This is a genomic window from Accumulibacter sp. (genome assembly GCF_032229525.1).
Taxonomy (GTDB): Bacteria; Pseudomonadota; Gammaproteobacteria; order Burkholderiales; family Rhodocyclaceae; genus Accumulibacter.
This window is the reverse complement of sequence record NZ_JAVTWB010000196.1, coordinates 1-5784: the sequence shown is the minus strand read 5'-3', so window position 1 is coordinate 5784 and position 5784 is coordinate 1. Positions and strand designations below refer to the sequence as shown.

At 62.9% G+C, this 5784-nt stretch carries 5 protein-coding genes; all 5 read right to left on the bottom strand.

The genetic code is table 11. The annotated features are described in order from the left end of the window. A partial coding sequence (locus RUW20_RS15410; RefSeq protein WP_313953107.1) for an ArdC family protein occupies nucleotides 1–1114 on the bottom strand: 1114 nt, incomplete at its 3' end. A 5-nt stretch (nucleotides 1115–1119) separates the two neighbouring features. Next, nucleotides 1120–1383, bottom strand: coding sequence for a protein TraD (locus tag RUW20_RS15405; RefSeq protein ID WP_313952779.1), 264 nt, complete (start codon nucleotides 1381–1383; stop codon nucleotides 1120–1122). 87 nt (nucleotides 1384–1470) lie between these two features. Further along, on the bottom strand, nucleotides 1471–2007 hold the full coding sequence (gene traF, locus RUW20_RS15400; RefSeq protein WP_313953106.1) for a conjugative transfer signal peptidase TraF: 537 nt from the start codon (nucleotides 2005–2007) through the stop codon (nucleotides 1471–1473). After that, nucleotides 2004–3914: a type IV secretory system conjugative DNA transfer family protein gene (locus tag RUW20_RS15395; RefSeq protein ID WP_313953105.1), complete on the bottom strand. Its 1911-nt coding sequence runs from the start codon at nucleotides 3912–3914 to the stop codon at nucleotides 2004–2006. Before RUW20_RS15395 ends, traF begins: the two co-directional genes overlap by 4 nt. Then, nucleotides 3911–5782 (bottom strand): TraI/MobA(P) family conjugative relaxase, encoded by a 1872-nt coding sequence (traI, locus tag RUW20_RS15390; protein ID WP_313953104.1) that lies wholly within the window; start codon nucleotides 5780–5782, stop codon nucleotides 3911–3913. Before traI ends, RUW20_RS15395 begins: the two co-directional genes overlap by 4 nt. Nucleotides 5783–5784: the final 2 nt, after the last annotated feature.

The following is a 5784-nucleotide window of genomic DNA, read 5'->3' as shown; positions in this document are numbered from 1 at the left end:
CGGCCGACTTGCGCGCTTCCCTTGCGGCGGCAATCTGCTCGTCGGTGCTGTCGGGGTCCTGGCGGACCCGTTCTTCCTCGATGCGCGCCAGTTCGGCCGCCTGCTCGTGCGCGTTGGCTTCGCTCTGCGTCAAGGTCTGCATGGCTGCCTCCTGGTTTTCGCTGTCGGAAATCACCGGCGCGATCGCTGCCTGGCTTTGCTCGGTGCTCTGTTCCTGAACCTGCTGTTGCTCCAGAGCCAGCACATAGGCGTGGATCTTCTCGGCGTCCGCGGCCGCGCGGAAGACTTCGAGTGGATCGTCTTTCAGGACCTTGATCCACGTTCCGACATAGGCCGCGTGCTGGCCGGGATCGTGGCCGATTCCGAGCTCATCGCCCATGATCATGCTGGCAATTTCTGCCCGCAGCTCTTCCTTGGCATAGGCCTCGCTGCCGAAAGGATGCTCCAGGTCACGAGCAAGGCGTGACGGGTGGCCTGTCCAGTGTCCCAGTTCGTGCAGCGCTGTCGCATAGTAAGTGTCAGCGCTGGGAAACTGACCCTTTTCGGGGAGGTGGATGCTGTCGGATCCCGGCCGGTAGAAGGCCCGGTTTTGCGGGCCGTGCTGGATCAGCGCACCAGAGGCCTGCAAGATGTGTTCAACCCGTTCGAGGGCATTCCATTCCTGCTCCTTGCGCGGCTGCAGCGGTGGCAGGCCGTCGATCTGCTCGGCGTTGAACACGGTGGCAAAGAACACCCGGGGCCGTTCCAGGCGAACATCGTCTTTCACCGGCTTTCCCTGGGCGTCGAGTACAGGCTTGCCGGCCTCGTCGGTCTTGGCCTGTTCTTCGCTGAATTTCCAATACTGGATCGGCGTCCCTTTCTCGCCCTTGCGCACCTGCGCGCCGGCAGCCGCCGCCTGCTTGTAGGTCATCCAGCGTTGATCGGTGCGGCCCTGGCCCAGCAACTGGATGGCGTTGATGCCGCGATAGCGCTTGCCGGTGGTCGGGTTGATCGGGATGAAGGAACCCGGCTCGCCCGGATGCCACGGTCTTTGCCAGGGCGCGGTGCCTTGTTTCAATTGCTCGATCAGTTGCTCGGCAACCTGTTCGTGAAATGCTTTCTTGGTCTCGGCCATCGTCCTTACCCCTTCGCCTCGGTGGTGGCGGCCGGCGCCGTGGCATCGACCAGGTCGATATCGCTCTCGACGGCGTCCTGTTCGCTCAGGGCGTCCTCGACGAAAGCGCCGGCCTGTTCGGCTTCTTCGGGATCGAACTCGGCTTGATAGCCAGGGGTCATCGCGTCGGCGAGTTTCTCGTACAGCACGGCGGCGGCGTTGGCCGTATCGCTGACCGTACTGTCATTGGCGGCTTCATCGGTGGGCAGAACGGTGTTCCGGGTAGTCATGGTCTCTACTCCTTGGATTGGCTGTAGGCAGACCTGGTCTTGGCCAGGCCGGGCTTTCCTGCGATGAACAAGCTCATGAATTCCTCCTCACCACGTAAAAACGGGGCGGATGACGCCCTTGATTTGCGAACGATCGATCGGGCCGAAGTAACGGCCATCGAAGGAGATGCCGCTGACGTCCGACATCAACAGCAGTTCGGAACCGCTCAGCGTGAAGCGCTCCGCCTGAAAACGCGGCAGGGGCCGGCCAGCCGAATCGGCCTCGATCGGGGCGCTCAATGGCAGCAGTTCGCCATTCACGCGCACGCCTTCGGCGGTGATGGTGACGGCGTCGTTTTTAGCGGCTAAAACGCGCTTCATCATGTAGCCGTACTCACCGGGGCAGAAGCCGGCCCCGATGTAGCCCCTTGCCTTGGCCTCATCGAAGACACCGACTTGCGGTGGGCAGAAGATGACATAGGCGCCTTTGACGACTGGATCGCTGCTCAGCCAGTACACGCCGACTGGAATACTGCGGGTGCTGTTGATGCGCGCACCGCTTGCGTAAGCCATTGCGCCCAGCAGCAGGACGGAAACGCCGGCAACGGCAGTCGCCACGCTGACGCGCTTGAGGAGGCGCTTCATATCGTGATGGCCTCTGCTGCCGGCACCGCGTGCACGTGCAGCAGCTTGTCGCTGTTCGGCGGTGCCGGGATCGCGGCGCGGGCCTGGAACACCGGATCCTTGAAGTAGAGCGGTTGCTTGCCGTAGATGGCCGGATAGCCGGCCACGTACACCACCATGTCGCCGGCCTCGTCGATGTCGCCGCTGGCGTTCTTGATTGCGCCGGGCATGCGCAGGCACTCGTCGGGGGTGAGCAAGGGCCGCTGCACTTCCTGGATGGTGCGCGAAACCTGGCCAAGCAAGGCACTCGTGCGGCGGCCACTGGTGGTGACTTGCTCCTTGGCGACGGTGGTTTGCCCGGTCAGCTTCGAAAGGTGCTCGGCCGTCTCTACCCGGTTCGGCGGGTAGGCGGTTTGAACGTGACAATTGGAGGTGATGCTTTCGTCGTGCCCGTAGCCGGTTTCACGGCTCTTGAGCTGGTTGATGTCCTGGCAGATCAGGTAGCACTTGATCCCGTAGCCGGCCACGAAGGCCAGCGACTCCTGCAGGATTTCGAGTTTGCCGAGGCTGGGAAACTCGTCCAGCATCAGCAGCAAGCGGTGCTTGTAGTGCGCGACCTGGCGGCCGTCCTTGAAGTCCATCTTGTCGGCCAGCAGGCGCACGATCATGTTCACCATGATGCGCACCAGGGACCTCAAGCGAGCCTTGTCGTTGGGCTGGGTGACGATGTACAGGCTGACCGGCTGCTCGTGGTGCATCAAGTCGCGGATATGGAATTCTGACCTACTGATGTTGCGGGCGACGATGGGATCTCGGTACAGGGCCAGGTAAGACTTGGCGGTGGACAGTACCGACCCGGCTTCTTCGTCGGGGCGATCCATCATGTCGCGAGCAGCCGATCCGACGGCAGGATGGTTCTCGCCGTCTATGTGCCCGTAGGTGCGCATTTCCATCCACAGCTCGGCGATGTCCCGGTCGGGATCGGCCAGCAGGGCATCGACGGCCGGCAGGGTCGCCGCCGTTCCCTCGTTCCTGGCCTTGTAGAGCGCATGCAGGATCACGCCGACGAGCAATGCCTGGCCGGTTTTCTGCCAATGCGATTCGAGGCCCTTGCCGTCCGGATCAACAATCAGGGTCGCCAGGTTCTGCACGTCGCCGACCTCGTTTTCGGTACCGGTGCGGATTTCGTCCAGCGGGTTCCAGCAAACACTGCCGGTGGCGGAGGCTGGCTCGAAGCGCAGCACCTTGTTGTGCGCGTGCTGCTTGCGCCAACCGGCGGTCAGTGACCAGAGCTCGCCTTTGAGGTCGGTGATGACGGCGCTCTCGCCCCAGGAAAGGAGAGTCGGCATGACCAGGCCAACGCCCTTGCCGGAACGGGTCGGCGCGTAGCACAGGACATGCTCCGGGCCGTTGTGGCGCAGGTAACGCTGCTTGCCCTGCTTGTCCAGCCAAGCGCCGACATAGACGCCAGCGCTTGTGGGCAGCGCCTTCCCGGTGAGGATCTGCCAGAAGCTACGCGGCCGGGGCAACAGCCCGGAAGCCTCGATGTCCTTCACGTTCGCCCAGCGTGCTGAACCATGCAGGTACGGGTTGAGCTTGGCCGAGTTCGCCAAAACCATCTTGGTGACAGCCAGGCCGAGCAGGCCCGCAGCACTGACGGTCATGCCGATACCGCCGGCGCGCATGATGGCGTCCGGGTACTGGCCGTACCACGTACCGACCCAGCCCAGGATCGACCACGGCGCATACACGTGGTTGAGGTGAGGACCAAGTACCGCCTGGTACTGGAAATCGTGCGCAAAGAACTGAGTGGCGGACTGCAGGCCCGCGACCAGCGACGCAACACCCAAGGCTGGAATGATCTTGTCGGCCTTGGGTTTCGGTGCGCGTACCTGCGGACCGACGGCGTTGTTGAATTTGTCTTTCACCTGCTTCGCCCTTTTGTCTTGGTTGAACCCGGCTGGGTGACGGTGACGGCATCACCGACGACAACGCGCTTCTGGCGTTGTGCGGACGCTTCGTCAATCGGCATCCCCGGAACTTCCTCGCCGCGTTTCAGCAAGGCCGGCGATTGACCCTCGCCCTGGCAGGTGCCGGCGGAAGTCTCCGCCCCGCTTTTATGATCAGTATATCGTATGTTGTTCTTTATATCGAAATGCAAAGAACGTCCTTGGTCACGCTTTTCGATGCGCTTCCCAGTCGCCGACATGGCTGGCGAGGCCTCTCCTGTCCGGGGAAAGCCCGGTCGCGGCTCGTGCTCCGACCGCTCTTCTCGTTGCTCCGGGCGACCAAGCCCGTCCGTGTTTGCTTCGCTCAAGAGCGCTTGTCGACGCCGCTCCAGGACGGCATCTTCAAACGTGAGCGGAAGATTTCCGATCGCCGCTGCGCCGGCGACCTGCTCCCGGAATTCGGCGGTGCCGTTGACCGTGATGCGGTTTCCGTACCGCTCCAGAGCCATGCGCAAGGCCGCTTGCAGGCCGTCCTGTGTAACCCCGCGAGAGACCTTGAGCTTCTCGCCGTCGTCCCTGACCGCCGAAGCGCCAACCCGGTAGATGATGGTTCCCGTCTTGGTGATGCTGTCCGGGCGCGCCTCGGCTACTTGGTCAGCCTGCTGCCTGCCTGTAGCTGCCAGCGTGTTTCCCTTGAGACCCTGCGCAGCATCGCGTGCACGCAGGGCGGCCAGTGCCTCGCGATCTCCCTCGGTGGCCTTGCGGCGCAACCAGTCGGCCCACGCCTGGCGCCGGCACTTGTCGTGAATGACTTGCCGGTCCTTGAGGTACTGCTTGTTGATCTTCTCGATTTCGTCCCTCAGCGTCTTGCTTGCGATTGCATAGAGCACCTTGCGGCTCACACCCGGGTCACCCAGAAGCTTGATGGCGGCGCGCTTCAGGCGACCGGCCCGCTTGGCGGCTTCAATCTGGCGATTCTTCCGGTCACGGGCCTGTGCCCACGCAAGCGAACGCGAAGCGCCGATGTCCTGCTGCTCGGCCTTGTACCTGGCGTACAACTCAACCGTGTCGACGCGCGTCCGAACAGGGCGCGGCTCGTACTGCCGCGCCGGCTTCGCCGCCTGATCGGCCGTCCACTCCGCTGAAGCTTCGAAAGGGCCAAGTCGACCTTCGAGCTTGCCCTTCGACAACTCGCGGGCAACGGAACTCGCCTTGACCACCGTTCCCGACTGGTCGGCAATGATCAAGCCGTTGCCGCGAGCCCGCAGTTCCAGGCCGTTGTCCCGCATCACTTCATGCAGCTCTGCCCAGGACTGCGCGGCCTGGATCTCCTTCAGGCATTCGCGCTGGATCCAGCCAAGCAGGCTTTCAACACCGGCATGACGTTCCATATCGGCAGCACGATTCTCGCCGCCACGCTTCTGCGCCTGGTGGTTGTCGCGCTCCAGGCCGTAGTCGCGTTCGAGGCGCTCGCAAAGCTCACCCAAGGTTTGGTGGTCGTTGTAGGGCGTGTGAATCGAATAGCGGGTGGGGTGAATCTTGTTGATCGCGATATGGATGTGGAGGTTGTCGGTGTCGTGGTGAACGGCACTGACACGCTGATGGTCGCCGTATCCGAGCCCCTCGCAAATGCGCGCCTCAATGGCCTTCAAGGTAGCTTCGTCGGGCTCGTCGACACGAAAGCTGACAATCAGGTGGTAGGTCTTGTCCGACTCGGCGCGAGTGTTCTGGACTTGGGTATTGATGACCTCGATGATGGCTGCGTCCGGGCGGTCTGACTGGCAATTCGTGACCGTCACGCCACCAACACGCTCGGCTTTCTGCTGCGCGTTGGTGATGTACTTCACCA